This is a genomic window from Nostoc commune NIES-4072 (assembly GCF_003113895.1).
Lineage (GTDB): Bacteria > Cyanobacteriota > Cyanobacteriia > Cyanobacteriales > Nostocaceae > Nostoc > Nostoc commune.
This window is the reverse complement of record NZ_BDUD01000002.1, coordinates 26,384-48,326: the sequence shown is the minus strand read 5'-3', so window position 1 is coordinate 48,326 and position 21,943 is coordinate 26,384. Positions and strand designations below refer to the sequence as shown.

Genomic DNA, 21,943 nt, shown 5'->3' with positions numbered 1-21,943 from the left:
CTTCACTTAAGAGTTGTAATAGTTGGGTTCTTACTGCTGATGGTTTTTGCCATCTCTAAAAGCCCAGAGACATTGGCTTCTACCGGATTGTCCAGGATTTTGAAGCCGTTTTTCTCCAGCAGCTTCTTAAATCCAGGTAAGAGGCAACCTCCACCAATCGCCCAGATTTCATCCCCTTGGTGCTTGGCATCAAGTGTCAGATTCACTACTTTCTTCAAGTATTTTTCATACCAATCTTCCATCTCGGCATTAGTTATATAGCTCGGCACACGAACTACTTCAAATCCTTCGACTAAAAGTTTTAGGCTTCCATAACCGTTATCAAAGCCAGCAGGAAAAATTTTTTGTAAGGTGTGAATGTTTGACATAGGCTCCAAGTAATACACAATAAATTGTGAAAGTTATCCGTTCAGATAATTTTGGGGAGCAGAGGAGAGAAGAATAAAATAGCTACTCCTTTTTGCTCCAGAACCAAGAGTTTATCATAACCCCTTGGGGGCTAAGTGGGGCACACAATATCAAAAATTCAAATATACCCCATTTAGCACCTATATGTACCCTCTATAGGGGTCAAAATTTCATCAAAGTCCTGAGATAATGTTGGGGTATATATAGCCCCTATATAGCCCCCAATAAGAATTTTTGAAATCTTTTTTATCAACGCAGCAGAAATTAATTTAGATGGTTGACTCTTTGATTTATACTCTACTATCAATGTCTTTGTTAGCAATTTATTTCCTTGCAAGAGGTCTAGCCAAAGCTCTGATACACTTGGAATTTACCTACGAGAAATTGGTCGCATTGATAGGCTATTGCCTGAACAAGAAATTTTCTATGCAAGACTTGTAAGGTCTATGCTGGCACTTGAGCAGCAAAAGAATCTTCTTGTGCAACGGCTAAAGCGTTCTCCAAATGGGTCTGAACTTTCTCGTGTACTCCATTTAATCGCCGTTTGCTCACAGTTGGGGTACTTAACCTTAATCTAGATGATTGAAGGTCGCCCATTATTTTCTCCAACTACAGGTTCACTCATAAATTTGCAAAGTATTCCTGTTGCAGTTCTTGTACTCAAAATATAATCTGCCTCACTGGTTTGTTGCAGTTTAGAAATCTCACATACTGAAACCGCTTGAAATATTCTGAGTTTTCAACACGGTGTTTAGAAGCTTGCTGCGCTTTGGGCGACTGTGGTGACTCATGAGCAGCACTGCGATCGCTGCGAAGAATAATGTTAATCGCCTCCTGTACATTTCGGGTCAACTCTATTGACCATCCATCAGTTACATTTAGAAACTCTGCCTCTAACTGATTAGCATCAGGGGTTTGTTTTAGTTTTGAACTTGGGTGTTTGAGCTTTGATTGTCGTTTGGGTGGAGTTTGCTAGATTTCATGATGTCTGCCATAAAACCTTCTTTAATAAACTATCTTGAATGGAAGACACAATAAAAAAGACAAGTAATTAGTTGGATCATATATTGATATATGATCTCAGCGTCACAATATATGATTCGGAAATAGCACTTAAAGCGAAGCCATGCAAATTCGACTAGCTGTAATTAGCAATGCTGGAGGCAGTGGTAAGACTACACTTTCAGTTCATTTAGCTTACGACTTAGCAAAACGCAAGTACAATGTAGCCCTACTAGACCTAGATCCACAAGGCTCATTAACGTTATTCTGTGGTTTGAATCCACCAGAACCAGAACAGACTTTAGCAGGAGTTCTCAAAGATCAATTTGACGGTGTTTGGCCATTAACTCCTTGCTGGAGCCAATACACTAATAATGTTGTCGTATGTCAAGGGGGAATGGTATTAACCCAAACAGCAGATGAACTTGTCCTACACAAAAGAGGAGCCTACCTTTTAGCCGACTGTTTAACAGATTATCCACTAGCACAGGACGTAGTTATTTTTGATTGTCCTGCAACCCTTGGCCCTTTACCTTTAATGGCTCTAGCCGCTTGTACACATATTATTATCCCCGTACAGCTAGAACCAAAATCAATTCAAGGTGCAGCACATTTATTGGAATGGTATTACTATCATTGCAAACACTTACGTTTAAATCCAACTCCAGAAATTCTAGGGTTTGTTCCCAATCAATATGATGTTCGCAGAAGTACTCATAGACAGATGCTTGCGGGATTACCTGAACAGTTGCAACAGATGAAGATTCGAGCATTTCCGGCAATCCGGGATAGCGCAGAATTTGTCAATGCCAGTGGTCAAGGTTTACCATTGCATCTTTACCGTCCTAGTCATCCTGCTAAAGATGATTTTAAAGAAACTACTTCTCATATTGTGACTTTAATTGGAAAACCTAAGACAAATAAAAAGACAAAATAATTATGTGCGCTCGTAACACTCCTAATCTTACAAATTATTTTTCAGGTGCGAAGCAATCTCAGCAATTATCTGAAGCAGAGGAAGAAATACAGCAATTAAGAGCAGAGATTGAAGAACTTCGTGACAAAAATTCTGGCGAGTTGGAAAGACAATTGGAAGAGTTGCGAACGCAACTTCAGTCACAAATAGGCATTTTGTCAATTCCTATCGAGCAAATAGAGCCAAATATAGAACAACCTAGACAAACATTTTTACCTGAAAGTCTTGAATCTATGTCTCGCTCTTTAACTAGTGATGGACAGTTACAACCAGTTATTCTGATTCAAAAGGAGAATCATCTATTAATATTTGACGGAGAGCGACGCTGGCGCAGTGCTAAAGCTTTAGGTTGGCAAACCTTGTCAGCAGTTATTATTCCAGAACCAATTGGTTTACATCGTAAAGCATTACTAACTTCTCTACATCGAGAAGACCTTAATCCTTTGGATAAAGCCGAGGCGATCGCGCGCGAATTGTCTACGATTACTGGATTAGAACTTCAAGATATTCCGCGTATTCTTTCAACAGTAGTTCGACGTTTGAATAGTCAAAAGCGTATAACATCGCTAGTGGATTTAATAACAGCAGATGCAAAGAAACAAGAAAAAGAACTAGAGTCTTTAGATTTAAGCGACTCAGAACGAGCAATTTTAAGTCTACTGTTAGATTTACAGCTAAATCCAGCTTCTATCGATGCCAATATTTTTCCGATGCTATCTTTAGCAGAAGACCTAAAACTTGCCATAAGAGCAGGACTTAAAGGTGTTCATGCAATGGCTCTACAAAAACTTTCTGCAAAAAATTTGGGATTAAATGAACAAAAAGCTCAATTAATCAGAGAGAAGACTACACAAAAAGTAGTATCAGAGAAATTATCTGTTATTGCTACCCGGAAATTAGTAGCAGAGGTGATAACATCTCATTCTAAGTCAGAGGTAACAAATACTACTAAGCAAAAAGCAGTGTTACAAGTATCTCGTCGTTTAGAACAACTTTCTTTAGAAACGCTTAAGCAAGCTAACTCTACTGAACTAATAGATTTACAGGAAGTCCTACGCAAAAAATTAGTAGAAATAGAACAAGTACTGAAACAAAATTAAAACAATCCAAAAGAGAATCTAATCAAGATGCGGAGTCAAAGAAAATATGTGTTAATGTCAATTCAACCTACCCAAGCATTTCCGAACTCATACAAGCTTCTAAGTATTCTGCAACACAAGCAGTCTAATTGCTACACAACTTATTCAAAAGTGGCTTTTAACTGACAAACGGGAGGCTTGATAGAATTAATCGGATCTGACTGAGATATTTCAGTAATTTATTATTCCTATTTTCTGTTCATTGAGTGGAAACTCTTATTTGTCATAAAAATCAATTACTATCTCATTAATTCTGATAACATCTGCTCCAAAATATCTTCTATAATTTCTTCATCTAAGGAGTACAGAGGTGTTGGGCCAGTAAGAAATTCTTTAATAGTGATTTTCTGTTCTCTAAAATCCTTAACAAAATCCCGAATCCCAGAAACGACGTTAATTTGAGATTCCATTGTTTCTACTATCGCAGCCATAGGGTCAATGCCTTTTTTAGCAGCTTTTCGAGAATCGCAAACCATCGTCCCTTCTGGAGTATTTTTTGTCAAACGCAGTTCCTGTTTCAATTTTTCATATTGAGCCATGAGAATTTGATTGTGCTGTTCTAGAGTTCGGCATCTACGGGTTAAATCATCCTCGTTATTACTGTCAATAATTTCTAAGGGTTGTTGACTTCGTTCAATTTCAAGAAGTCTTGCTAAATCCCCCTCTTGGTAGGCTTTATTGATTTCTTTCATAATTTCTGTGTGAGACTTTTGTGTTTCACTGTCTCTTGCTTTATCAGGGTGAAAGATTTCAGCTAATTTCAGAAATGTTTGACGAATTTTTCTTTGGTCATCTGTTCTGGCTACAGAGGCAGAGTCTACAGACTGTTGTCCTTGCCAATATTGATGCTGTTCTTCACTAGTTTCCTTTGAAAAATCTGATTGGGAATCTTCATTGTCAAACGATTCGTTTAATGTGTCTAACTGTTGGCTGTTGGGTTTTAGACTGATGGCTCCAGTTACCTGTAGGTTACGGTAAACTGCTTGTATATTTTTGAGGGTTTGTTTACCGAACTTTCTAGTAGTAAAAATCTCCTCAAACAGAGCATGGATTTCCTGGTCTAACTCAGCCATTTTTCGGAAACCGGGAGTAGCTTTATTGAGAAATTCTGTGCCAAAAGAACGCATCTGTTCAACAAAGTTCTTCAGTTCTGTGCGCTTTCTCTTGATCTGTTTGAGTAGTGATTGATGTTCTTTTTCTAGAAACTCTAAGCGGATATGTAATTGAGACAGAGCTAGCGGAGTTACTTTTATTGATTGCGATGGAACTGTAGTTTTTCGAGGCATGAAACACGTATGTAAGTTTAAAGTTTAAAATATAACTGTTGCATTACTTAGGGAATGCGAAAAAAGACACCTCAAGGATTATACACTGCGGGCTTAAATGAAGTTTTTAATAGTTTTTTTCATCAAAGCGCCTGAGTGTGATTCATAAGTAAGTGAAGCAGTGATAAACTTGCCCCTTGTTAAAGTCTATCTTACGATAATGCTCATACTGCCATAATTGTTGGGCGCAAACTGTCGGCTGATTGTGAAACAGCATGAAACAACCGTTCAAAGCATCAATTTGATGTGTGATTAAAATGGGTTGTAAATACAGATAAAATATTATTAATCACTTCCAATTAATTCTTAATAACCTAATTGAATGACTCGATTTGTACATGACGAATTTGCCAAAGATTATCTAGAAGAACTGTTAAAACCTTATGGGGAAGTAAAGTCATCATCAAAAATATCAGGAGAGATCAAAGAAATTGATGTATTATTTACTCCTTCAGTACAGCAGAACTCTAATTTAGAATTGTTAGGGTTACTTGGAAGATTTACAGAGTTTCCAGCAATATTAGAGCCATTTCGCAATGCCGCTTCTGGTGATGAAATTTGTGATTGTATTCAAAAATTACTAGAAGTAAAAGCTCTCCTGCGACGAGACGCTAAAGCGAATAAAATCAAACTCCAAGAGTCAGATATTCCGAAACTATGGGTTCTAACTCCAACTGCATCCCCAGCATTACTATCAAGCTTTAATGTTAATCAGAAATCGGGGTGGTTGCCAGGAGTATACTTTTTAGGTGATGCGCTACGGACAGCAATTGTAGCCATACATCAACTACCACAAACACCGGAAACCTTGTGGTTGAGAATTCTTGGCAGGGGGAGTGTGCAGTCACAGGCAATTGTGGAATTATCAAACTTACCATTGAATCACCCATACAAGCAAGTGACGCTAGAATTAGTTTACAACCTACGCCAGAATTTAAGAATTAATCAAAATTTAGAATCAGATGATAGGGAGTTAATTATGCGATTAGAACCACTTTATCAGCAAGACCGTGAAAGAGCAAAACTTGAAGGACAACAGGATTTAATTATACGTCAACTAAATCGTCGTCTGGGTGAAATTGATGCATCGTTGATTGAAGGAGTTAGAGGATTATCTATTGAGCAATTGTCTATTCTAGGAGAAGCGTTATTAGATTTTTCTGTAGTGGCGGATTTAGAAGCTTGGTTGAATCAGCAAGCCGGATAATAACATGACCCAGATATCCATTCTATAGAGCATGGTAGTATTTGGGGGTGTTTATCTTGGCTTTTAAAATGGCAAGAACCGTGTTTCCATCATCATTCTATTGCGACTGTGGACATAAATCGTATTTCTTTGAGAATACTGTCTCTGAGATGGAAAAAATGAGCAGAACAAAACTTGTCACTTTAAGCGACGGACAAGATAACGAACACGAAATTGTTTTTTTCAAGGGTAAGGCAATAGAGATTATTTGCTCTAAACTGGGAAAGTGTAAAATAACCGACTCACAGTAACAGTTTTGATGAAACAGTAAACTACTGTGACCTACACCACCGTCAACCAATCGCACACTACAGACCTACACTCGCTCCCAAAGTTAACCCAAACCTGCCACTGCCCCAAGTGTGCGTTCCAGAACGGTTCACCATCAGCAACGCCGATTGCATCACCAAGCTGGGAAACCAAATGTTGGTGGAACTGTCCAACACTGTCGAGTCCTTGGCGTAATTTCAGGCTTAACCCTTTCCATCCAAGGACTTCAGGATCTTCCTGGGTAAATGTTTGGGGAATGTCAATAGGTGTAGTGTCAGTGACTGATGTGGTTAACACTATATTATTAGTGACTGACACCGATTCCCTTGAAAACGCTTCATCCCGATTTAACCACTGCCCAAAAATTGAATCACGTTGATCATCAGGGGCAACAAACTGGTAAACGCACTCCCGATTTTCACGCTTGCCCAATCGACCAACATAAGCCAGCTTCAAATCAATTTTGGCAAGTAACTTCTGAGCGATCGCTATGGGAGTAAATTTTTCCGAAATGGTGACGTTTAAACAAGTTTTGATGAGATACCGATTCTTCATCGCCGCCTTCTTCAACTCCTGCATCGCCTCGTCAGAAGAGCGTAACCGTTCCCCAGAGGTAAGCAACTGCAACAAGTTCAGTCTCTCCAATAATAAGACAGCAGGTAATAACTGTCCTTTGTTAAAATCCGGTTTCCAGATAGCATTATTCCCAGCTTCGGCTTGTGCCTTAGCCCGTTTCGCATCACGGGTGGTCAGAAACTCTCGCCCCAGCGTCAAATAGTAGTGCATCCGCAGTTGAGGATACCAGCCGTCGTCATCTTTCTTGACCAACTCAGGGGTTACGTCAATTTCATAACGACGGGACAATTCCGCCTTGCGCTGCTGATGTCGTTCAGTTTTTGTTTTCGCCCTTGTGTCAAGGAGCTTCTTGAGTTCGGCATCAGAGATGATTGGAGAATCGGCGATCGCCTGACACTCCGCAGTATACAGTTCTTCAGATGCCGCCTTAACCGACTCGATTACTGCTTTACTGTCATCATCCGATGCATCAATTGCATCTATAATAATGTACCCATCCTCAACTAACCCCGCAAGCACAGATTCTCTATAGCGCCGCATTTCTACATTGATTACAGAGCCACGTTTCCCCCAGGTTTGCAAAGATTCGGGCTGAAAATTCTGGTCAATATAGCTCAAATCCGCATTATCCGCCGCCGACAACAGCGCAATGTTCGCTTGTGTTGCGACGTGTTGACTTCTGAGCAATCCTCCTATCGTTGTGGAGCCATTGCCCACGACTCCCATGCCCCACTCTCGCACCCAAATGTGACGGTCAACTGTTTCCCGGAGGCGTGCCAACATCTGCCGCACGGAGTTAACCGGCTGCACACCCTGAAAAATCCCCCAAACACCATCAAAATGTCCTCGAATGTCAATAGATACCCCAGTTTCAAGACTAGGAGAAGCGATAACCAAATCATACTGGGTGAGAATTTCGTTCAGGTGAGCGATACAGCCGAAAGCCGCATGAGAGGGGTCAGCAACAGATTCGCTGTCTATTCTCAGTATCCGCAGGTGTGGGAATTTGCGGCGAAAACGTTCTTCAAGTGCCTGGGTTCCCCACTTAGATTTCGCTTTTTGAGCAGAGCAGCACAATAAATGATGCCCACCTTTAGCAATGGCTTTATCGAGTGCGGCAATCAAATTCTTCGGGTTACTCCCAGAATAGTTGTAACAATTGCCAGCTACGTGCCGATAATTATTGACGATGACGAATGGGTTAACACGATATTCCCCAGCGAGTGATAAAACATACTTCACATCTGTATCTGACACATCAGCACTAGACAAGTAAATCTTTCCTTGACTGCTGCCCAAAACATTCTGCACTAACTGCTTGAGGTTTTTGAGAACCGATACCCGACGCTTTTGTACCTCCGTACCAGAGTTAAGTAAATGCCAGAATACTTGGTCACATTCATCAATAATAATTACATCATTCGCCCAGTCATTAGGATTGAATCGCGCCTGACTTTCCTGATGCAATGAATCTACACACACCCCGTATCCTAATAATGCACCTGTTTCATTCGTGCGAACTTCTGTGACATAATTCACTCCAAAGCGATCGCATAATGCCTCACCAAGTTGAATCCGATGGGTAATGATTAACACCCGTCTTCCAAGGTCATGCGCCTTCGCCACCTCAGTAGACAGCCATTCAGTTTTACCAGTTCCCTTGGGAGCTTTGAGGATAATCAGTTTTTCACCTTCGGGGACGAGAAGCTGGCCCAAGAATCTTTGATTGAGTGCGATGGCAGGGGGATAAGTCAGCAGAGTGAACAGCTTAATCTCCCACAACTCTAGTGCAACAGCCGTATTGTAGAGTGCGTCAAATGCTGGCTGACCATGAGCAACAATAAAATCATCAACCCCTTTCTCTTGTCCAAAAGGTAAATCAATCACCCGCAGCGAACAACCCTCATTTACCAGCAGCCGTCCCATACGACTGATAGCAGTTCTGACTCGCTGTACAGTTTCGGGCTTATTATCTTGGTCAAAGCAAATATTAACCTGTCTGCCCTGTGTTGCAAAATGTTTCAAATCGGGGATGAGAAAAGGTTTCCCGATGACAGTACCGTACTCATCAGTAGGTGTGCGGTATCCAGCGTTAACGCCAGGAATTGCGATCGCAGCATAACCAGCAGTTAGTAACGCCCCCGCTTTCTTGACACCTTCTACAATTGTCACTGGCACATTATGCCGCCAAACCCAGTACCAGAAACCACCGGGATGCTGTAGGTCTTCTTCAGTAATGGGAATGCCGCTACGATTGGAGACTTTCACCCAAATGCGATCCGGGACTATGAGGAAGAAGGCGCGTGTTTCTTCTCTGTAAGGATGCTCGTACTTGATGAATTTGTGAATTTTCTGGCGGTCACGTCGAGGGTGGTCGGGTTTGAAGCAGCCCCACATCATCGGCGCATACTCATTGAGGGGGTCAACGCCATTGCACCACCAGCCGCCTAGTTCAATGTGCTGGTATTTTTTCAAATCGCGATCGCGCAATCGCCCATCATTGCGGCGGGAGATTTTGGGACTGTAGAGCAAGTATTCGTAGGGTAAAGTCCCAGACAGCGAACGCACATTCAGGGCAGTGATTTCTTCGTCAACTCCACTATTGAGCCATTCAGTTAAATGCTGGTTTTCTGAACTAATTGTAGTCATGTTTCCTCCAGAAATAGACGCATGGAAATGAAGCGGCATTGCACCCATGCCGCCGATTCAAGTTTTTGCAATACTTTTGCTGGCTATAAAATTCTCAACAGCCAGCTACAGCGTTATCTCCCGCCTCCCGTGTGTGGGCTGAAGGTAAGATTAATACGTGTGTTAACCACTTTGTTGGTTTTAGGAACTTGGTGCAGATGTGTGGACTGACAACCAGGGTGCATCACAAGCAAGCTCCCGTGTTCCAGCCAGAAGTCCGTTGGTCTGCCACCGATTGGTTTTATCTGGAATTTGCGACATGACCCCAAGCTGACTGATGCGATCGCTGGGTTAAATCCCATCGATGGCTCTTTGTCTGCGTGCCAGCCGATTGAGTCAGTCCTCGTGCGGTACTGGTTGCCGATGACGATGCGAAATTTGTAGCTTGTAAGTGCGGTGATAGAGTCCCGCAACTTAGCCAGATTATCTGTCCAAGTCAGGGGTTTCAAAAATACGCTGTTGGAGTAAAGGTAATCACATCCGGCATCACCATAAATGCACTCCAGGCGGGGAACGGGCATTGTTTTACCCGCGATCCTGATTTGATTCTGCTGCCACTCCAGCTTCAAGCAGTGTTGGTAGAGTTCGTTTGCTTGTTCAGAGCTTAAGAAATCGGGGTAGTAAGTGACTGGTAAAACTGGGGCTGATTCAGTGAATAGATTGAGTTGTTGCATGTTAGTCCTCTCAAATTTTGAAACTGCTGTTAGCTTTGTTCAGCTTTAAAAACCTCAATCAACACGCTTTCTGGATACAACCCAACTTGTCCAAATCGTGGGTCATGAATCCGTTCTATTTCTATTCCTTGTTTTCGACATAAAGCACTGGCTTTCTTACCTTTAGTACCCGCTTCTTTTACCGATATTTCTAAACCTTGAAGATTGGCAAAACCAACAACACTATATTTATGTCCGCATGGTGTGTTTACCCTGTCTTGCTCAACTTCAACCGCTTTGAGACGGTGCAAAATTTCAGTCTGTTGCTGTTGTTGTTGGAGTAAATGCTGTTCTTGCTGTGCCATCTGTTGAGCGATTGCAGCGAGTAACTGTATTTGTGTCATCGCTGTTTCGCTATTAGAGGCAGGTTTTGTCCAGCCCAATTTGTTTTGAATCCATGCTCGAATGCCGATGGTATTGAATGAACGGCATATCAATCTGGCTTGCTTGGTGCAGTATCTACCAGCTTCGTAAGCGTAGTACTCTAAGATAATTGCGATCGCAACGTCGGGGATACCTTTGGTTTTCCATTCGGTTAGGTCGGCGGTTTCAAACCCTTGCAGCATAAGTTCTTTGGCTAATTTGGATGGTGCTAGGTCGGCGCTTGATTTCAAAGCTTTTCTGATCGATTCATCATCAACCCCAGCCAGTCTTGCAGTTGCTCTAACACTGGCTTTCGCTTGACCATTAGCGTCAACTTCAATCTCTTGAGATATTTGTTCGATAATTTCGGCGATTTGAATTTGCGACATAACTTTAGTTGGGTGATAATTTTCCTTGTTGATTAGAGGAAATTAGACATTCACGCGCACCAAACTTTTTTCACCAACCAGGGAGAAGCGATTCGATATAGTTGGTGTCTAAACAATTCGCAATTCGCAATTCGCAATTCGCAATTAATTAAATGTGAATTATCCAAGTAATTCCCCTTGTTTAAGAGAAAAAGTCTTTCATTTAATAATGGAGAAGTACTTAGCATCTTAAACTCAGATTTAGCATCTTTATTCATTGGTATTAATTGCGAACTGCGAATTGCGAATTGCGAATTGCTTGCTGTGCAATCCCCAAAATCAGCCGTTGCTTTGTTCCCTTATCGTGAGAACAGAGCATTACTCTTTCGCCCAAAACGAAGGCAGGTTTTTGCACTTTGATGGCTTCTAATTCTCCAGTACCGATGATTTGGTTTTGTGTAGCGTGATACCAATTCGCAATTCGCAGTTCGCAATTCGCAATTGGGGAAAAATTAGAAATTGACTCATTGAGTACAGAGCTAATATTGTTAACAAGATGAGCGTGGTGTTCAATCAGTGATGAGTTCCAGTTCTCACTGATATTAATTGCGAATTGCGACTTGCGAATTGCGAATTGGAGATTGCCCCAAGGCGGGGAGAGATACCAACTTGTTTGAAGCGTGTTAATGTGGTCAATCATGCTTTTCTCCCAACAGTATTGAAGAATGTTCTTTGACAATTCGAGCGTTGATAGATTCAAAATCCACTTGGAAAATGTTCATATCTGTGGACATTTCCCCAGTGTTGTAGCGGTCTACTATGTGCTGCTTGATTGCGGATTGATTTAGCCCATCAGGGATATCGATGTGCGCTTCACTGACAGGGTTAGCGCGTCTCAAACCCTATTGACAAGGGGATTTGTTTGAATTAGGAACTGTACTGTACGTTCGCTCCTGATTGAACGGTGAGAGGAATTAATAGCTTACTGTCCAAGGAAACAACCTGATTCTGGATCTTAATCAAGCTAATACCGTGTAATACTTGGGGAAAGGTTTGAGATTAACGGTGTATTACATGGAAAAAGGAAATTAATTTGTTGGATGTACTCCATGAAATTAAATTGAATTCATTTAGAGGCTGTTATTTACCTATTAATAGGCATGGTCGGAGTCTTGTTTCCGTGTAATACATGGGGAAAGACTACAATTGAGAATTAGTTTAAAAGAAAGTGGCGCTATCTGAGGTAGGGTAAGATTTAATTCATCTAGGTGCAAGATCAAAGTCATGCCAATAGGATTTGAGAACAAGAAAAGCAAAACCAAAGCATCTTTTGCACCTAGCATAGATAGTAAAGACATTACCACTAAGTTTCAGGAATACTTCACACAAATAAAAGACCCCAGAGTGGAAAGGACAAGATATCATTTACTCACAGATATCATCACCATAGCGATTTTGGCAGTAATAGCAGGAGCGTCAGGTTGGGAAGATATTGAAGAGTATGGAATCAATAAACAGGAGTGGTTGAAAACATTTTTACAACTACCATTTGGGATACCCAGCCCCGATACTTTTAGGAGGGTGTTTGAAAGAATTAACCCAAAAGAATTTGAGCAATGTTTTCGGGAGTGGGTACAATCATTAATTGAGAAATTGGGAGTAGAAGTAGTAGCCATAGATGGCAAAACTCATAGAGGCTCATATGATCGGGAATCTCAGCTAAAAGCTTTACATACGGTCAGTGCCTGGTCGAGTGAACACCGTCTGGTCTTGGGACAAACAAAGGTCAGTGACAAATCCAATGAAATCACCGCAATTCCAGCACTGTTAGAAATGCTAGACATATCTGGCTGCATCATCACAATTGATGCAATGGGTACACAAAAATCGATTGCCCAGAAAATCATCGCGGCTGGTTCTGATTACATTTTGAGCCTGAAAGATAATCACCCTACGCTGCATCAACAAGTGAAAAATTGGTTTGAAATAGCACAATCTCTTGGGTTTAAAGATGTTGATGTGAATGTTAGTCAACGGGTAGAAAAAGGGCATCACCGAGTCGAAAATCGTCAGGTTTACACCGTGCCAGTGTCAAAACTTCCTGCACTTCATGAACAAGATTTGTGGACTAGTTTGACAACAGTAGTTATGGTAGTGCGTTCGATTCAGCATTGGAATCAGACTACCCATGAGGTGCAATTTTATATTACTAGTCTCGCCTGCGATGCTCACAAGATTGGTAGTGCAATTCGACAGCACTGGGGTATTGAAAATTCTGTTCATTGGACATTAGATGTCACTTTTAATGAAGATGAATGTCGAATTCGTTCTCTGCACAGCCCACAGAATTTTGCTTTACTACGTCGGATTGCTCTCAATGCCTTAGAACGAGAAACATCTTTTCATCGCAGTATCCGCCAAAAATCACGGCGAGCCGCGATGAATGATCAGTATATGGTTTCTGTCTTAGCGACGGCTCTCCCAAACTCAACACTCTCCTAGAATCCATTTGTCAATAGGGTTTGAGACGCGCTAACCCTGAATATCTGCTTCATCAATAGTAATAATTAAAATCCGCTCGTCAGGTTTTTCTGTGACGAGATGCGATCGCAGTTGCATAAAATGGTCAAACGCTTGTAATTCCGATGTTTGCAGATAACCCCAATACCGCACCCCCATAACCAAACTTGTTACCAAAAAGCTTGCCAGCAATATTGTCAAAACACTCTTGGTAGTGGGAGCAACGCGATTTTGTGAGGTGCTAAAATCTGGGACGTATATAGCTTGTTTCAGGATGCGATCGCAACTAAAAAACCAGATTTTGTTGAGAATATAGGGGTGTAATTGAGAACTAAACCCCGATCTCACTTTTTCGCGTTGCTCCCTTTCTCCAGTGGCTTTCATACTTTGAAGCACCACAGCAATGGCCTTTGCCTTTTGGTCTAACTCTTGATAAGTTAGGCTTACTTCTTCTTTTTCTCCGTCCACTAGAAAGGTAAAAGCCAGTTGACTTGATTGGTTGAGTGCTTTGTCTCTTAAAAGGTCAACTAAAGTGGTGAATTTAAGCAAATTAGCTGAAAACAAATTGTTATACATTCCCTGAAATTCTTAAGTTATATCCAAATTTGAAAACTTTATAGTCATCGATTTCTGAATTCTTCAGATCACTCAATGACTAATCTAAAAATTAGTTTCTAATATTTACTCATAATTGTCGATATATATAAGTTCGCATAAAGTTCGTAAAAGCTCGTATGAAGTTATGGTAAAGTATTGATAATGCTTGGTACTTCATGCTTACATCCTTACAGTACCAATATTGCAATTTATGAACTTTGAACAAGGACTGGAAGTAGCAGATGAAGCAGTCTTTACCAAGGCTGGAACAAGGTTAAATCATGCTGAAATTGCTATTCTACAAGGTTCATGGCAAAACAAGACCTATGAGGAAATTGCCAAAGAAACAAGTTATTCGGTAACTTACTTAAAGCAGACCGTGGGACCAAAGCTGTGGAAATTGCTGACAGAAGCTTTGGGTGAAAAGGTTACTAAGACCAACTTTCAATTAGCACTAGAGCGTCGGTGGCGTAGTACTTTGGACATGCCAAGTGTGAAAACCAGATTTGAAAATCAGCTTTCAGAAGACCGCCAGAGTGAACAAAGTTTAGAAAACGAAGTACAACAAAATCAGTTCGCAATTCCTCGCACTGACTGCCAAGATCGCTCGCTGCCAACCGTCGATTGATGGTTGCCTCCCGCAACCCAGATTTAATCAACATCGCCTTATATTTCAGCACCACCATCACCGCTTGCTCTCGCTGCAAGTGCAAAAACTCCAGCACACTATCACCAGTTGGCGGTAAGCCTGTCATCTTCAAAAAAAAATCTTTCAAATCCTTTTCATAAGCCCGTCGAGTATTGGGATTGCGTTTATCTGCCAACAACTGCGCCAACACATCTGGATCTTTGTCAAGCTGCGCGTCAAAATATCTTGCGATCGGCGCATCTAAACACGCCTCCAATTCAACTTTAACTAGCTCACCAAATATTAGCTCGTTAGGCATAAATGCTTACTGCTTCGTTATTGATAATGCACCTTTCCAATAACGAATATCATACGGCACTCACCAGGGGCATCAATCAAAACATGGAGTAGGGAGCTAAATACTCCTTGCGGAAGTTTAATGGTATCGATTAGTAATAGTATGTCTGTAATTTCCTACTTTGATATCAAAATTGATAGCAGAGGATGTAGTCAATGTGTCCAATCCTCCAGCACCAAATTGGGAATTTGAGAGAAATCCTTTTGGTTACGAGTAACCATCACCGCATTTGCCCTTAGAGCGATCGCAGCTATTCGCAAATCTTTCTGTAGCCTTTTTTTATTTAGTTGCTGGTTTTCTCTGAGTAAACCTTGGTGGCAAGTGTAGGCAGCAGCATCAAAGTTGAGTATTCTCACTCCTTTGAAATATTCTTGAGTAGTCCACAGTTTAGTGTAAAGGTTTACTAAGTTGGCAGATTCAGTCCGGTCATTAATTTTGACTACCCACCCGTTAAAAATTTCTTGAACTGTGACAATGGTGATAGCCAGATTGGGATAAACTTGAGCAACTTTAGATATAACAGCTTGGTTTCCTTGAAGTAAAAGCGAAACATGGTCTGTGTCGAGTATATAAAAACTCATCCTGCATTTCTCAATCTGAATCTAATCCTCAGCCTTTTAATCTTCATCTACTGCGTTACGTTCTGCTCTGAGATTATTAGCAATTTCAGCAAAATCTGCATCGTCTTTAAACACACCCGCAAATTTCATCCAGGGATTTTCTGCTTCGTTTTGAGATAATTGAATTTCTAATGGAATAATTTCTATCTTCTCAAGACGAGTTGACAAAAGTTTTTTCAATTCTTGCACAGCTTGTTCAGTAGTAGGTGCTTCAACCTGAGTGTTGGGAAATTCTAGGACAGAAGCTATTACATTTCCTTCATTGTTACGTGACAGTAGGATATGTAACTTCAAGTTTTCAGACTGAGGTAACGTTACGGAGGAGAAATTGATAACCATATTTTAATTATTACCAAGCCTTGAACAATAATGTACTCTTCTACATCTAGCATACAGGGCAGGAGTATAACTTTCTAACTTGCCAACAAGTTAGCTGGTGGGAGCAACGCGAAAAAGTGAGATCGGGGTTTAGTTCTCAATTACACCCCTATATTCTCAACAAAATCTGGTTTTTTAGTTGCGATCGCATCCTGAAACAAGCTATATACGTCCCAGATTTTAGCACCTCACAAAATCGCGTTGCTCCCCTTGGCAGTTAAAGGATTAGTCTGGGCGATTGTTCTTCTTGGCGGGAGGCGATCGCTTTTAACTTAGTCCAAGAGTAAATATGTCAATAAAGTTTTCTAGTGACTCAAATAAAGATGGCGTGGGATTCATAACTGTATAACCTCGTACATAACTAAGAAATTATGTTAGCACTAGTTAGTACGCTGTGATCTATAAAAAACAAAACCCACCTAATGCTCGGCGGGTTTGTCTTTGATAACAGTGTTAATAATGTGATCACGCCATTGCCTGAGAGTGGTGTTCTCCTCTCTCAGGCGACTAATTCCCCCAGGCATTCCTCTACAAGAGATTCAAGTCTTTGAACTCTTTGCTCAATCTGAGCTACATCATGGCCATTTTCCGAATTTTCTGTCTCTACATATTCTTTAATAAATTTTAAAAGTACATCTGTAACAGTTTTGCCCTGCGCTTCGACTTTAGACCGAAAAGCTGTTCGTATCTCCTCTTCAATGCGAATCGTTAGACGAGATTCAATAGCCATAGACAATCTCCTTTTGTTTTAGGTTATCACAAGCCGTTAGTACGATTTATTCTATCAGGAAATATATTGGACTGGGGTTTTGTACTAACTATATTGACAAGCGTACTAACTAGTACTAACATAGTAAATATAAAGGTTTGCACACATAACAAAGGCAATCGCCCACCCTGAGAAAGTTTGCGATCGCCTTTTACCCTTTTATCAAGGAACTCTATTATGCCTTATACAACACATACACAGCAAGCAATTCTTAGTTCTTCTATTGATGAACAAGCCCTCGCCCAAGCAGAACTGTACAGCCACCTCGAAACCCAAGCTGAAGCTGTAGCCCCAACCCAAGACCCCCTCACCAGCAGAGATCGCCGCATCATTGGCGAGATTATTGAAGTCCAACCCGAATCCGTTCGTACAATCTGGATTGAAGGCGGTATTACCGTTTGGGTGCAGTTAGTCGGTGGCGGACGGCTCCCATTTGATCGCAACTGGTTCGCTACAAGAGTTGCAGAGGTCAAAGCCACGTTACCAGAAACCCCACGGGAACGAAATGAACGATTGAGCGATGAATTGGAAAAAGCCTGCGCTGTTTTTGGTCTATATCACGGTGAGATTGACTGGTTAAGTTTCAGCACCAAACTCTACCAAGACGGGCGCTTTGTCGGCTTCGTCGGGTGTAATCAACAAGTCTGGTACGCAAGACCCAGACAGTACGGGGTGAATCGGGTTGCTGGCAGTGCAAAAGATGTAATTGCGTCGTTGGGAGTTCGAGCGACAGTAGCGGCGTAAGTTGCTGAAGGTAGAAAGGGCGATTGCACACCAAAAGAATTGCAATCGCCAACGAGGTTAATCTCGAATAAATACAATCATGACACAAAGTACAGCAAGTAACCTCTCATTTCAAGTAGGTGACTGTCAGAGGAAAACTCTCCTACCTGCTACAGATGCGAATGCAGAGGTGTAAGGAATCCCTAGCCCTAAAAGTGAGAAAAGCGATTGCAGTCCAAGAAAAATGCAATCGCCTCTACAACAAAATCTATGACAACTCAAATCATCATGGCACATCAAATATGATTAGCCTATTTCCTCTTCAAGAAGCCCAGTTGGATGATCCAAGAGGGGAGCAACGCGATTTTGTGAGGTGCTAAAATCTGGGACGTATATAGCTTGTTTCAGGATGCGATCGCAACTAAAAAACCAGATTTTGTTGAGAATATAGGGGTGTAATTGAGAACTAAACCCCGATCTCACTTTTTCGCGTTGCTCCCAAGTGAGCTTGATACTACCAAGATTGATGAATTAGTGAAAACCATGTGCTTGGCTTGGGCTGGGAATAAATTTGGACATCCGGATCATGCTGCTAACTCTTATCAGAAACAGGTAATCGATACTGTATTACGAGGTGTTTCTGAAATGGAAGCGATTCAAGCATGGATGGAAGGTGCGCTTGCACAATTGCCTGAACTTAGCGTACATCATTAATTTTAAACTTGGAGCGATCCACTTCAGTACAAGAATCGTATCAAAATCACCCTTGATTCTCGGATTCTCCCTTCTGTAATTGTTGCACCACTTCTACTGATAAACCAGTAATTCGAGCAACCGCTTCTACTGTCATCCCTTCAATTAGTAAGTTTCGGGCAATTTCATGAGCTTTTTGTTGACTTCCTTCTTCTCGCCCTTCTTCCTTACCTTCGGTTTTAATTTGTTGGTAAATCACAGACTCACGCATTATGTCTCTCCTGAATAAACGCTCAATTACATCTTTTTCTAATACTAACCCAGCCAGAATTGCAGAGGCGGCAGCAATATTACTTTGTGTTCGCCTGTCAGGAATTTTGTCAACAGCAGCAGATGACTGTTGTAATGTAGCAACTTTATTCTCAGTAGCACTCAAAACCGCAAACGGCAGTAATCCTGGTGCTGCCAAAAAGACCTCTGGCGGTTGCTCCCACAAACGAATCACTGAAAATTCATGTTGTAAACTTCCAGCAATGAAAGTAGTTTGATACACTTTCTCCGATTCGGTTTTATCTAAGTAAATTACCACTTGGTGCATTCGTTTCTTGGGAAAACGGCGATACACCCTCAAACGGTAATCAGCCATCCGAAACGGCATATCGTCATCTGGTTTGGTCTGAAATTCAATGTGGAGAACAACTTCATCTGATTGCAACAAGATTAAAGCATCAGCACGAATAGGTTCTAAAGACAATTCTGTAGGACTTAATTTGGTTAAAGTAATCGGTTCACCTAATAGCCAAGTGGCGAAATCAGGAGAATACATTTCAGCGATAAATTTGCAGGTGTTATCAAACATAAACGAATTTTATCAAATATCAGCTACTTCCACTATTAAAGTCATAACTCACCAGATGTACTTCCATAATAAGCTGTTCAGCCAAGGATTAAAAATGGCTAATCTTCCACCAATTAATTCAGTTGTCAAAGTCATTAAAGCACTGACAGAAAAAGACCCAAGGTTAGGGCAAACAGGTACAGTCATCCAGTATTCAGGACACGGCATGGTTTGTGTTCATTTCTCAGATATGCCAACGGGTCAAGGAATCTTTTTCAATCCACATCATTTACAAATCATAAAGTCATAGCCAAGATTATGCCGAGAAAATCAACTTATCCCACTCCTACTGACCAGTCCTCGCTGTGCCTACAATATCTCGGTCGTTGTGGTGGTAGCGCACGATTGGGCAGTATCAAATTTAGTCTTAGTGTGATTCAAACCTTAGTAAATCAAAGAAAGGTAAAGATTAGCAATACTGGTACGGGATTTTTTGTTGAATTGGAGGATGCTAAATGAAAACACAGAAAGCGGCTTATCAATCATCTTTGCCTTCAAACACTCGTAATAAATTAGTTCTTCGTCGGACTCGAAAAAGATTTAAACCCAAAGTATTCATTGACCACACCATAGAAACAACTGCAATTGTCTCTCTGCTGATTACTGGGTTTTCGGGAGTTGGAGCAATGGGGTGCTGGGGAATGGAGATTGCTACGAGTTCTCAACATTGGCAGCAACAGAAAAATATTTGCCTGGGGGGAATGTTGGTCAGCTTTTCAGCTTTCTTGAGCAGTGCTTTGATTGGAGCGAGTTTCAGTATTCAACGAGATAAATTTTAGTAGGAACAACGATGGAAATTAAATTAACTACACAAGAAATCTGAGCCATTTTACAAGGATGTCAATATACGTTGCGGCTTGTGGGGAGTAGTCGAGATTATCGTAAAATTCAATCGTCAGAACACTTTTCTACCTCAAATGATGTGGCGCTAAACGATGCTTTCAGTATTTTGGGAGAAATAGTGGACGCAATCGAGCAGGTAGAGCAATTTTCTCAACAAGGAGAATCAAGTCATGGAACAGGAAATTAAATCAGTTATCAGTTATCAGTTATCAGTTATCAGGCGTATGGTGGGGGATTTAGACCCGCCACCAACGCATTCCACCTGGAGGTGGGGGACTTAAACCCAGGGATAAATAGATCACTGATAACTGTTTACTGTTCACTGTTCACTGTTAAAAATGCACTTGGTTTAGGCATTCCTGAACTTGCCATAGAGTCGAAACCAAAACCTGAACCAGAACCAAAACCAACAGTAACGATTTACGACTTCGGCGCTTTGTTATTAAAGCACGAACCACCGAAAAAACAGAGGTAAAGCCGCCCTTCGCGTTGCTAAAGGACGGGGTTTCAGACCAATTTTTCTGATGAACACAAAACAATTGATTCTTAAATCTGCCATTGGAGTTTTCGCATTTTCCACTATTTTGAGTGGCTGTGTTATGGTTTTCGGGCAAAAGAAAACCAATCACTTCAATATAACAATACCTGCAAGTGGAGCGAGGCTGGCTTTTGGTCTGGGTATGCTTGGCACTGGATTAACCATGCTTTTGGCTAGCCGGATTGAGGCAGCACAATTTGAAGAATCACTAAAACCTAGACCTGTTCCCACTCCCTGCTCTTGTTGCAGGTACTTTCACGGGGTTGTCTACAACGGCGTAACACTCAATTGCACTATTCATCCTAGCGGGTGGCAGGGCGATAAATGCCCGGATTGGCAAAGCTTTCGACTATCTAAATAAGGAGCAAATTTTATGACGTTAACCTTGGACAATCGTTCTCAAAACAAAGAATCGTCTCTGACGCAAGCATTACGGCAGATACAACAGCTAAACTCCAAGATTCAGGAATTAGAGCAGCAGCATCAAGATTATGTGCAGAAGCAACAGAATTTGATTCCAGCCATCGCCGAAATTTGCGTTTCTCCGATACAGGAAGTAGAGGCGCTGCGGATTCCATCGGGGAGAAGCAGCTTGTCGGCAGTACTTGCGATCGCTGTTGGTTAGACAACGAAAGACTTCTTGAAGAAGAATTCATGAGTCAGAAATATTGAGTGTGGCGGGTCTTAAACCCAGTTATTCAGCCGCTACTCGTTATTAATACCTTTTGTGACTCCTGACTCCTGAATTTCAAAAAGTCGCAGCCATATCAAGTTTCGCAGTCGAGTCAGTAAACAATTCACCTTAAACAATTTTGTAGAGGTATAAATGGAAACTCCAAAAGTTGTCACTATTCCCAATCATTGGACATCACCCAAATATTCATTAGGGCAAAGAACCAAGCAGGGAGTGATTGTTGGGATTCAGTATTACCCACCCAATAATCTACTGACTGGCTTATGTAACGAATCTTGGCGTTATGCTGTCCTAAATAAAAACGATTTTTCAGAAGTGTCACATCTTGAAGAGGAGAAAATTCATCCACTTACACCGCTTGAATTACGCACTGAACTTCAGGCTGAAATTGAAGCGTATCAATGTAAAATACTAATTCTCAAGCACCAGTTAACAGAGGCGTAAACTTCCCGGCAAGTGATGGAGCAACGCGCAGATTCGAGCCAAGAGATTTCATAAAAAAGCCTCAAAAACGGGGCTTTTTTTTCATCCCTGTTTTTTTCGTCAAGTGGGCCGCTTTTCGCGTGACACCCATTCTGTATGGCTTTGAGTCCTGTCAGATCGCGCTGAT

General features: G+C 41.3%; 29 protein-coding genes and 3 pseudogenes. 16 read left to right on the top strand and 16 right to left on the bottom strand.

All coding sequences use genetic code 11. From position 1 onward, the window contains the following. Window positions 1–2 precede the first annotated feature (2 nt). Window positions 3–242, bottom strand: a pseudogene (locus tag CDC33_RS32505) (ParM/StbA family protein); the annotation flags it as partial. Between the two features lie 468 nt (window positions 243–710). Here CDC33_RS32505 and CDC33_RS41770 point away from each other — a divergent pair. Beyond that, window positions 711–815, top strand: a pseudogene (locus tag CDC33_RS41770) (hypothetical protein); the annotation flags it as partial. Between the two features lie 37 nt (window positions 816–852). On the opposite strand, the gene CDC33_RS40785 reads toward CDC33_RS41770, so the two are convergent. Together CDC33_RS40785 and CDC33_RS38020 are read right to left on the bottom strand one after the other, a co-directional pair. Beyond that, entirely contained in the window at window positions 853–1,005 is a 153-nt protein-coding gene (locus tag CDC33_RS40785; RefSeq protein ID WP_244919458.1) for a hypothetical protein, read from the bottom strand. Between the two features lie 63 nt (window positions 1,006–1,068). Then, entirely contained in the window at window positions 1,069–1,260 is a 192-nt protein-coding gene (locus tag CDC33_RS38020; RefSeq protein ID WP_146195894.1) for a hypothetical protein, read from the bottom strand. A gap of 274 nt (window positions 1,261–1,534) precedes the next feature. Here CDC33_RS38020 and CDC33_RS32495 point away from each other — a divergent pair, with 274 nt between their 5' ends. Continuing rightward, entirely contained in the window at window positions 1,535–2,347 is an 813-nt protein-coding gene (locus tag CDC33_RS32495; protein WP_094333474.1) for a ParA family protein, read from the top strand. Window positions 2,348–2,349: 2 nt separating this feature from the next. Next, on the top strand, window positions 2,350–3,486 hold the full coding sequence (locus CDC33_RS32490; protein ID WP_109012814.1) for a ParB/RepB/Spo0J family partition protein: 1,137 nt from the start codon (window positions 2,350–2,352) through the stop codon (window positions 3,484–3,486). Window positions 3,487–3,764: 278 nt separating this feature from the next. On the opposite strand, the gene CDC33_RS32485 is transcribed toward CDC33_RS32490, so the two are convergent. Beyond that, entirely contained in the window at window positions 3,765–4,811 is a 1,047-nt protein-coding gene (locus CDC33_RS32485; RefSeq protein ID WP_109012813.1) for a J domain-containing protein, read from the bottom strand. 361 nt (window positions 4,812–5,172) lie between these two features. On the opposite strand from CDC33_RS32485, the gene CDC33_RS32480 reads away from it, so the two are divergent. Beyond that, on the top strand, window positions 5,173–6,057 hold the full coding sequence (locus CDC33_RS32480) for a DUF4351 domain-containing protein (RefSeq protein ID WP_109012812.1): 885 nt from the start codon (window positions 5,173–5,175) through the stop codon (window positions 6,055–6,057). A 321-nt stretch (window positions 6,058–6,378) separates the two neighbouring features. Here the strand turns inward: CDC33_RS32480 and CDC33_RS32470 are convergent, their stop codons facing one another. From CDC33_RS32470 to CDC33_RS32450, 5 genes are all read right to left on the bottom strand, one after another. Beyond that, window positions 6,379–9,591, bottom strand: a complete 3,213-nt coding sequence (locus CDC33_RS32470) for a plasmid replication protein, CyRepA1 family (RefSeq protein WP_244919457.1) — start codon at window positions 9,589–9,591, stop codon at window positions 6,379–6,381. A 113-nt stretch (window positions 9,592–9,704) separates the two neighbouring features. Then, complete coding sequence (locus CDC33_RS32465) at window positions 9,705–10,304, bottom strand: alpha-ketoglutarate-dependent dioxygenase AlkB family protein (protein WP_109012810.1); 600 nt, start codon at window positions 10,302–10,304, stop codon at window positions 9,705–9,707. A 29-nt stretch (window positions 10,305–10,333) separates the two neighbouring features. Further along, window positions 10,334–11,095: a hypothetical protein gene (locus CDC33_RS32460; protein ID WP_109012809.1), complete on the bottom strand. Its 762-nt coding sequence runs from the start codon at window positions 11,093–11,095 to the stop codon at window positions 10,334–10,336. A 262-nt stretch (window positions 11,096–11,357) separates the two neighbouring features. Further along, a complete protein-coding gene (locus tag CDC33_RS32455) occupies window positions 11,358–11,774 on the bottom strand; it encodes a DUF1392 family protein (protein ID WP_109012808.1) in 417 nt (138 codons plus the stop codon). Next, window positions 11,767–11,973, bottom strand: a complete 207-nt coding sequence (locus tag CDC33_RS32450; RefSeq protein ID WP_109012807.1) for a hypothetical protein — start codon at window positions 11,971–11,973, stop codon at window positions 11,767–11,769. Before CDC33_RS32450 ends, CDC33_RS32455 begins: the two co-directional genes overlap by 8 nt. A 385-nt stretch (window positions 11,974–12,358) precedes the next feature. Between CDC33_RS32450 and CDC33_RS32445 the strand changes: the two genes are divergently transcribed. After that, window positions 12,359–13,576 carry an ISAs1 family transposase gene (locus tag CDC33_RS32445; RefSeq protein WP_109008091.1) on the top strand — a complete coding sequence of 406 codons (1,218 nt, stop codon included), beginning with the start codon at window positions 12,359–12,361 and terminating at the stop codon, window positions 13,574–13,576. A 30-nt stretch (window positions 13,577–13,606) separates the two neighbouring features. Here CDC33_RS32445 and CDC33_RS32440 read toward each other — a convergent pair whose 3' ends face one another. Beyond that, window positions 13,607–14,170 carry a CHASE2 domain-containing protein gene (locus tag CDC33_RS32440; RefSeq protein ID WP_181374274.1) on the bottom strand — a complete coding sequence of 188 codons (564 nt, stop codon included), beginning with the start codon at window positions 14,168–14,170 and terminating at the stop codon, window positions 13,607–13,609. Between the two features lie 232 nt (window positions 14,171–14,402). On the opposite strand from CDC33_RS32440, the gene CDC33_RS42120 reads away from it, so the two are divergent. Continuing rightward, complete coding sequence (locus CDC33_RS42120) at window positions 14,403–14,819, top strand: helix-turn-helix domain-containing protein (protein WP_501193676.1); 417 nt, start codon at window positions 14,403–14,405, stop codon at window positions 14,817–14,819. Here the strand turns inward: CDC33_RS42120 and CDC33_RS32435 are convergent. The 3 genes and pseudogenes from CDC33_RS32435 to CDC33_RS32425 form a co-directional block, all read right to left on the bottom strand. Further along, window positions 14,800–15,138, bottom strand: a pseudogene (locus tag CDC33_RS32435) (tyrosine-type recombinase/integrase); the annotation flags it as partial. The gene CDC33_RS42120 and the pseudogene CDC33_RS32435 overlap by 20 nt on opposite strands. A 191-nt stretch (window positions 15,139–15,329) precedes the next feature. Next, window positions 15,330–15,758: a type II toxin-antitoxin system VapC family toxin gene (locus CDC33_RS32430; RefSeq protein ID WP_109012806.1), complete on the bottom strand. Its 429-nt coding sequence runs from the start codon at window positions 15,756–15,758 to the stop codon at window positions 15,330–15,332. A 36-nt stretch (window positions 15,759–15,794) separates the two neighbouring features. Next, complete coding sequence (locus tag CDC33_RS32425; RefSeq protein WP_109012805.1) at window positions 15,795–16,136, bottom strand: hypothetical protein; 342 nt, start codon at window positions 16,134–16,136, stop codon at window positions 15,795–15,797. Between the two features lie 116 nt (window positions 16,137–16,252). On the opposite strand from CDC33_RS32425, the gene CDC33_RS39380 reads away from it, so the two are divergent. Continuing rightward, window positions 16,253–16,396: a hypothetical protein gene (locus CDC33_RS39380; RefSeq protein ID WP_181374273.1), complete on the top strand. Its 144-nt coding sequence runs from the start codon at window positions 16,253–16,255 to the stop codon at window positions 16,394–16,396. A 278-nt stretch (window positions 16,397–16,674) separates the two neighbouring features. Here the strand turns inward: CDC33_RS39380 and CDC33_RS32420 are convergent, their stop codons facing one another. After that, entirely contained in the window at window positions 16,675–16,905 is a 231-nt protein-coding gene (locus CDC33_RS32420; RefSeq protein ID WP_109012804.1) for a hypothetical protein, read from the bottom strand. A gap of 216 nt (window positions 16,906–17,121) precedes the next feature. Between CDC33_RS32420 and CDC33_RS32415 the strand changes: the two genes are divergently transcribed. After that, on the top strand, window positions 17,122–17,688 hold the full coding sequence (locus tag CDC33_RS32415) for a hypothetical protein (RefSeq protein WP_109012803.1): 567 nt from the start codon (window positions 17,122–17,124) through the stop codon (window positions 17,686–17,688). Window positions 17,689–17,973: 285 nt separating this feature from the next. On the opposite strand, the gene CDC33_RS39375 is transcribed toward CDC33_RS32415, so the two are convergent. Beyond that, on the bottom strand, window positions 17,974–18,150 hold the full coding sequence (locus CDC33_RS39375) for a hypothetical protein (protein WP_181374272.1): 177 nt from the start codon (window positions 18,148–18,150) through the stop codon (window positions 17,974–17,976). Window positions 18,151–18,210: 60 nt separating this feature from the next. Here CDC33_RS39375 and CDC33_RS32405 point away from each other — a divergent pair, with 60 nt between their 5' ends. After that, window positions 18,211–18,381: a hypothetical protein gene (locus tag CDC33_RS32405; protein ID WP_219930120.1), complete on the top strand. Its 171-nt coding sequence runs from the start codon at window positions 18,211–18,213 to the stop codon at window positions 18,379–18,381. Between the two features lie 46 nt (window positions 18,382–18,427). On the opposite strand, the gene CDC33_RS32400 is transcribed toward CDC33_RS32405, so the two are convergent. After that, complete coding sequence (locus CDC33_RS32400; protein ID WP_109012802.1) at window positions 18,428–19,219, bottom strand: Rpn family recombination-promoting nuclease/putative transposase; 792 nt, start codon at window positions 19,217–19,219, stop codon at window positions 18,428–18,430. A gap of 94 nt (window positions 19,220–19,313) precedes the next feature. Between CDC33_RS32400 and CDC33_RS32395 the strand changes: the two genes are divergently transcribed. From CDC33_RS32395 to CDC33_RS32365, 7 genes are all read left to right on the top strand, one after another. Beyond that, on the top strand, window positions 19,314–19,508 hold the full coding sequence (locus CDC33_RS32395) for a hypothetical protein (RefSeq protein ID WP_109013329.1): 195 nt from the start codon (window positions 19,314–19,316) through the stop codon (window positions 19,506–19,508). An 8-nt stretch (window positions 19,509–19,516) separates the two neighbouring features. Further along, window positions 19,517–19,717, top strand: a complete 201-nt coding sequence (locus CDC33_RS32390; RefSeq protein ID WP_109012801.1) for a hypothetical protein — start codon at window positions 19,517–19,519, stop codon at window positions 19,715–19,717. Beyond that, window positions 19,714–20,037, top strand: coding sequence for a G protein-coupled receptor family protein (locus CDC33_RS32385; RefSeq protein WP_109012800.1), 324 nt, complete (start codon window positions 19,714–19,716; stop codon window positions 20,035–20,037). The genes CDC33_RS32390 and CDC33_RS32385 overlap by 4 nt, the downstream gene beginning before the upstream one ends. An 80-nt stretch (window positions 20,038–20,117) precedes the next feature. Beyond that, a complete protein-coding gene (locus CDC33_RS32380; protein ID WP_244919456.1) occupies window positions 20,118–20,288 on the top strand; it encodes a hypothetical protein in 171 nt (56 codons plus the stop codon). Window positions 20,289–20,625: 337 nt separating this feature from the next. Continuing rightward, window positions 20,626–21,000 (top strand): hypothetical protein, encoded by a 375-nt coding sequence (locus CDC33_RS32375; RefSeq protein WP_109012798.1) that lies wholly within the window; start codon window positions 20,626–20,628, stop codon window positions 20,998–21,000. 12 nt (window positions 21,001–21,012) lie between these two features. Further along, on the top strand, window positions 21,013–21,264 hold the full coding sequence (locus tag CDC33_RS32370; RefSeq protein ID WP_244919455.1) for a hypothetical protein: 252 nt from the start codon (window positions 21,013–21,015) through the stop codon (window positions 21,262–21,264). Window positions 21,265–21,465: 201 nt separating this feature from the next. Next, window positions 21,466–21,777, top strand: coding sequence for a hypothetical protein (locus tag CDC33_RS32365; RefSeq protein WP_109012797.1), 312 nt, complete (start codon window positions 21,466–21,468; stop codon window positions 21,775–21,777). The last annotated feature ends 166 nt before the right edge of the window (window positions 21,778–21,943 follow it).

What these genes read in the sequence shown, in the direction of transcription:
- CDC33_RS32460 (WP_109012809.1), bottom strand. Translation starts at nt 11,095, where the DNA reads ATGTCGCAAATTCAAATCGCCGAAATTATCGAACAAATATCTCAAGAG.
- CDC33_RS32385 (WP_109012800.1), top strand. Translation starts at nt 19,714, where the DNA reads ATGAAAACACAGAAAGCGGCTTATCAATCATCTTTGCCTTCAAACACT.
- CDC33_RS32370 (WP_244919455.1), top strand. Translation starts at nt 21,013, where the DNA reads ATGACGTTAACCTTGGACAATCGTTCTCAAAACAAAGAATCGTCTCTG.
- CDC33_RS32495 (WP_094333474.1), top strand. Translation starts at nt 1,535, where the DNA reads ATGCAAATTCGACTAGCTGTAATTAGCAATGCTGGAGGCAGTGGTAAG.
- CDC33_RS32430 (WP_109012806.1), bottom strand. Translation starts at nt 15,758, where the DNA reads ATGAGTTTTTATATACTCGACACAGACCATGTTTCGCTTTTACTTCAA.
- CDC33_RS32455 (WP_109012808.1), bottom strand. Translation starts at nt 11,774, where the DNA reads ATGATTGACCACATTAACACGCTTCAAACAAGTTGGTATCTCTCCCCG.
- CDC33_RS32395 (WP_109013329.1), top strand. Translation starts at nt 19,314, where the DNA reads ATGGCTAATCTTCCACCAATTAATTCAGTTGTCAAAGTCATTAAAGCA.
- CDC33_RS32465 (WP_109012810.1), bottom strand. Translation starts at nt 10,304, where the DNA reads ATGCAACAACTCAATCTATTCACTGAATCAGCCCCAGTTTTACCAGTC.
- CDC33_RS32400 (WP_109012802.1), bottom strand. Translation starts at nt 19,219, where the DNA reads ATGTTTGATAACACCTGCAAATTTATCGCTGAAATGTATTCTCCTGAT.
- CDC33_RS32445 (WP_109008091.1), top strand. Translation starts at nt 12,359, where the DNA reads ATGCCAATAGGATTTGAGAACAAGAAAAGCAAAACCAAAGCATCTTTT.
- CDC33_RS32415 (WP_109012803.1), top strand. Translation starts at nt 17,122, where the DNA reads ATGCCTTATACAACACATACACAGCAAGCAATTCTTAGTTCTTCTATT.
- CDC33_RS32490 (WP_109012814.1), top strand. Translation starts at nt 2,350, where the DNA reads ATGTGCGCTCGTAACACTCCTAATCTTACAAATTATTTTTCAGGTGCG.
- CDC33_RS32365 (WP_109012797.1), top strand. Translation starts at nt 21,466, where the DNA reads ATGGAAACTCCAAAAGTTGTCACTATTCCCAATCATTGGACATCACCC.
- CDC33_RS32425 (WP_109012805.1), bottom strand. Translation starts at nt 16,136, where the DNA reads ATGGTTATCAATTTCTCCTCCGTAACGTTACCTCAGTCTGAAAACTTG.
- CDC33_RS42120 (WP_501193676.1), top strand. Translation starts at nt 14,403, where the DNA reads ATGAACTTTGAACAAGGACTGGAAGTAGCAGATGAAGCAGTCTTTACC.
- CDC33_RS32405 (WP_219930120.1), top strand. Translation starts at nt 18,211, where the DNA reads ATGTGCTTGGCTTGGGCTGGGAATAAATTTGGACATCCGGATCATGCT.
- CDC33_RS32470 (WP_244919457.1), bottom strand. Translation starts at nt 9,591, where the DNA reads ATGACTACAATTAGTTCAGAAAACCAGCATTTAACTGAATGGCTCAAT.
- CDC33_RS32390 (WP_109012801.1), top strand. Translation starts at nt 19,517, where the DNA reads ATGCCGAGAAAATCAACTTATCCCACTCCTACTGACCAGTCCTCGCTG.
- CDC33_RS40785 (WP_244919458.1), bottom strand. Translation starts at nt 1,005, where the DNA reads ATGGGCGACCTTCAATCATCTAGATTAAGGTTAAGTACCCCAACTGTG.
- CDC33_RS32420 (WP_109012804.1), bottom strand. Translation starts at nt 16,905, where the DNA reads ATGGCTATTGAATCTCGTCTAACGATTCGCATTGAAGAGGAGATACGA.
- CDC33_RS32440 (WP_181374274.1), bottom strand. Translation starts at nt 14,170, where the DNA reads ATGTATAACAATTTGTTTTCAGCTAATTTGCTTAAATTCACCACTTTA.
- CDC33_RS32485 (WP_109012813.1), bottom strand. Translation starts at nt 4,811, where the DNA reads ATGCCTCGAAAAACTACAGTTCCATCGCAATCAATAAAAGTAACTCCG.
- CDC33_RS32375 (WP_109012798.1), top strand. Translation starts at nt 20,626, where the DNA reads ATGAACACAAAACAATTGATTCTTAAATCTGCCATTGGAGTTTTCGCA.
- CDC33_RS32480 (WP_109012812.1), top strand. Translation starts at nt 5,173, where the DNA reads ATGACTCGATTTGTACATGACGAATTTGCCAAAGATTATCTAGAAGAA.